Below are 4,172 nucleotides of genomic sequence, written 5' to 3'. Positions count from 1 at the left end.
GCCACCGACCTGTTCGAACCCTCGACCATCGAGCGCCTGGCCCAGTCCTGGGTGCAGTTGCTGCAGGGCATTGTCCAGCAACCCCGGCAACGCCTGGGGGACTTGCCGCTGCTGGCGGCCTCCGAGCAGAACAAGCTGCTGCACGAATGGGCCCCGGCGTCGGTCGAGTTTCCGAGTGAGCACGGTGTGCATCAACGGGTCGAGGCCCAGGCGCGGAAAAACCCTGAAGCCGAAGCCCTGTTGTTTGCTGGGCAAAGCCTGGACTACCAGGCACTCAATGCCCGGGCCAACCGCCTGGCGCACAAGCTGATCGAGCTCGGTGTCGGGCCGGAAGTGCGGGTCGGCGTGGCCATGCAGCGCACCCCGGAGATGGTCGTGGCGCTGTTGGCGGTGCTCAAGGCCGGTGGCGCCTATGTGCCGCTGGACCCGGATTACCCACAGGATCGCCTGGCCCATATGCTGCGCGACAGCCAGGCACAGATCCTGCTGACCGAGAGCGCGTTGCTGTCGTTGCTACCGGCTGTTGAGTCCTTGCAAACCCTGCAACTGGATGCCCAACCGGGCTGGCTGGACGCTTATTCGCCGGACAATCCAGCGCCGCGAGCGACCGCGGACAACCTGGCCTATGTGATCTACACCTCGGGTTCCACCGGCTTGCCTAAAGGCGTGGCGATTGCCCATCGCAACGTGCTGGCGCTGATCGACTGGTCGAGCCGGGTGTACAGCGCCGATGACCTGCAAGGGGTGCTGGCCTCGACCTCGATCTGCTTCGACCTGTCGGTGTGGGAGCTGTTCGTCACCCTGTCCAGCGGCGGCTTTATCGTCCTGGCGCGCAACGCCCTGGAGTTGCCGGAGCTGGCGGACCGCGATCGGGTGCGGCTGATCAACACCGTGCCGTCGGCGATTGCCGCCTTGCAGCGCAGCGGGCAGATTCCGCCCGGCGTGCGGATCATCAACCTGGCGGGGGAACCACTGAAGCAGGCGCTGGTGGATACCCTGTACCAGCAACCGGGCCTGCAACACGTCTACGACCTCTACGGTCCTTCGGAAGACACTACTTACTCCACTTACACCCGCCGCGAAGCGGGTGGCCAGGCCAATATCGGCCAGGCCATCAGCAATACCCAGAGCTATATCTTGAGCCCGGATCTGCAGCCGGTGCCGGTGGGCAGCGCCGGAGAACTCTATCTGGCCGGCGCCGGGGTGACCCGCGGCTACCTGGCGCGTCCGGGGCTGACCGCCGAGAAGTTCGTGCCCAATCCGTTCTCCAGCGACGGTGGCCGGGTCTACCGCACCGGCGACCTGACCCGCTATCGCGCCGATGGGGTGATCGAGTACATCGGCCGCATCGACCATCAGGTGAAGGTCCGCGGTTTCCGTATCGAACTGGGTGAAATCGAAGCGCGACTGGTGCAGCAGGCCGCGGTGCGCGAAGCCTTTGTCCTGGCCCAGGACGGCGACAACGGCCAGCAACTGGTGGCCTATATCGTGCCGAGCGAAACCACCGAGGCTATCGAAGCGCAGGCCGCGCTCCGGGAAAACATCAAGGCGGCCCTGAAAGCGCATCTGCCGGACTACATGGTGCCGACCTACCTGCTGTTCCTCGAAGCGCTGCCGCTGACGCCGAACGGCAAGCTGGACCGCAAGGCCCTGCCCAAGGTCGACGCGCAGCAAATGCAGCAAGTCTATGTGGCGCCGCAAAGTGAACTGGAGCAACAGATCGCGGCGATCTGGGCCGATGTGCTGAAGCTGGACCGGGTGGGCCTGAGCGACAACTTCTTCGAATTGGGCGGCCATTCCCTGCTGGTGGCCCAGGTCGTGACCCGGGTCAAGCAGCAGTTTGGCGTGGATATTCCGATCAGGTCGCTGTTCGGCGCGGAGAGCCTGTCGGCCTTTGTCGAGAAGGTTCAGGCCCTGCGGGAAACGACCTCTTCACTGCAGGATGAATTGGCTAAATCTTTGGAGGCCCTCAAACGTTTATCTCCTGATGATCTTGAAAAAATAATTTCTTAGGAGAGGTAGTACATGCAAGCTTTAATCGACTCGGTAGGCACGCTTTCTGCCAAAGAAAGAAAAGCCCTGGCGATTTTGCTTAAAGAAAAGGGCATCAACCTTTTTGGTATCGCTCCTATCTGCAGCCGCGGCGCCGATGAGGCGCCGGTTCTCTCCTATACCCAGGAAAGCCAGTGGTTCCTCTGGCAACTGGAGCCCGACAGCAGCGCCTACCACATCACCACGGCGTTGCGCCTGACGGGAGAGCTGGACCTCGACGCGCTGCGCCATGGGTTCGATAGCCTGATTGCCCGGCATGAAACCCTGCGTACTACCTTTTGCGAAGAAGACGGCATTGCGGTGCAGGTGGTTCATCCACCGGCGCCGCTGCACATCGAGGTCATCGATCTGCAAGCCGGCGGCCTGTCCTATGAGGAGCAGCTCAATGCCCTGACCGACAGCAAGCGCCAGCCTCCCTTCGACCTGCGCAGCGGTCCGCTGCTGCGGGCCAGCCTGTTGCGAGTGGCGGCGGACGAACATGTGCTGGTCCTGACCCAGCACCATATCGTCTCCGATGGCTGGTCGATGGGGGTGATGGTCGACGAGTTGATCCAGCTCTACGCCGGCTACCGCCAGGGACGCAGGGTCAGCCTGCCGGACCTGCCGATCCAATACGCCGACTATGCCAACTGGCAACGGCAGTGGATGGACGCCGGCGAACGTGAACGGCAGCTGGGCTACTGGTTGCAGCAACTGGGCGGGGAGCAGCCGCTGCTGATGCTGCCCCTGGACCATGCGCGCCCGGCGATCCAGAGCTATCGCGGCGCACTGTTCGACATCCCGCTGGGGGACGAACTGCGGGTCGGTCTCAAGCAACTGGCGCAGCGCGAAGGGGCGACCCTGTTCATGCTGTTGCTGGCCTCGTTCCAGGTGCTGCTGCACCGCTACAGCGGCCAGGCCGATATCCGCGTTGGCGTGCCCACCGCCAACCGCAACCGGGTCGAGACCGAGCGCCTGATCGGCTTCTTCGTCAACACCCAGGTGTTCAAGGCCGAGGTCGACGGTCAGCTGGGCTTCATTGATTTCCTGCAACAGGTCAAGCAGACCGCCTTGATGGCGCAGTCCCATCAGGACCTGCCCTTCGAGCAACTGGTGGAGGCCCTGCGCCCCGAGCGCAGCCTGAGCCACAGTCCGCTGTTCCAGGTGATGTTCAACCATCAGACCGCGGTCAAGAAGGGCGCGCACAGCCAGCGCCTGGACGATCTCAGTATCGAAACCCTGAGCTGGCAGGGACGCGCCGCGCAGTTCGACCTGACCCTGGACACCTTCGAATCCGAAGACGGTCTCTGGGCTTCGCTGACCTATGCCACCGACCTGTTCGAACCCTCGACCATCGAGCGCCTGGCCCAGTCCTGGGTGCAGTTGCTGCAGGGCATTGTCCAGCAACCCCGGCAACGCCTGGGGGACTTGCCGCTGCTGGCGGCCTCCGAGCAGAACAAGCTGCTGCACGAATGGGCCCCGGCGTCGGTCGAGTTTCCGAGTGAGCACGGTGTGCATCAACGGGTCGAGGCCCAGGCGCGGAAAAACCCTGAAGCCGAAGCCCTGTTGTTTGCTGGGCAAAGCCTGGACTACCAGGCACTCAATGCCCGGGCCAACCGCCTGGCGCACAAGCTGATCGAGCTCGGTGTCGGGCCGGAAGTGCGGGTCGGCGTGGCCATGCAGCGCACCCCGGAGATGGTCGTGGCGCTGTTGGCGGTGCTCAAGGCCGGTGGCGCCTATGTGCCGCTGGACCCGGATTACCCACAGGATCGCCTGGCCCATATGCTGCGCGACAGCCAGGCACAGATCCTGCTGACCGAGAGCGCGTTGCTGTCGTTGCTACCGGCTGTTGAGTCCTTGCAAACCCTGCAACTGGATGCCCAACCGGGCTGGCTGGACGCTTATTCGCCGGACAATCCAGCGCCGCGAGCGACCGCGGACAACCTGGCCTATGTGATCTACACCTCGGGTTCCACCGGCTTGCCTAAAGGCGTGGCGATTGCCCATCGCAACGTGCTGGCGCTGATCGACTGGTCGAGCCGGGTGTACAGCGCCGATGACCTGCAAGGGGTGCTGGCCTCGACCTCGATCTGCTTCGACCTGTCGGTGTGGGAGCTGTTCGTCACCCTGTCCAGCGGCGG

2 protein-coding genes are annotated in these 4,172 nt (G+C 63.8%); both read left to right on the top strand.

Going from position 1 to position 4,172, the window contains the following annotated elements; translation table 11 throughout:
• Positions 1-2,013 (top strand): amino acid adenylation domain-containing protein (locus tag PVZ78_RS21655; protein WP_273829233.1); only part of this gene is annotated, 2,013 nt, incomplete at its 5' end.
• A 12-nt stretch (positions 2,014-2,025) separates the two neighbouring features.
• On the top strand, positions 2,026-4,172 hold a 2,147-nt coding region (locus PVZ78_RS21650), incomplete at its 3' end, for a condensation domain-containing protein (RefSeq protein WP_273829232.1).

The sequence above is a fragment of the Pseudomonas sp. SBT1-2 genome (assembly GCF_028640875.1).
Taxonomy (GTDB): Bacteria; Pseudomonadota; Gammaproteobacteria; order Pseudomonadales; family Pseudomonadaceae; genus Aquipseudomonas; species Aquipseudomonas chlororaphis_I.
Note: the sequence above shows the minus strand (reverse complement) of the source record. Positions and strands in the feature narration are given on the sequence as shown.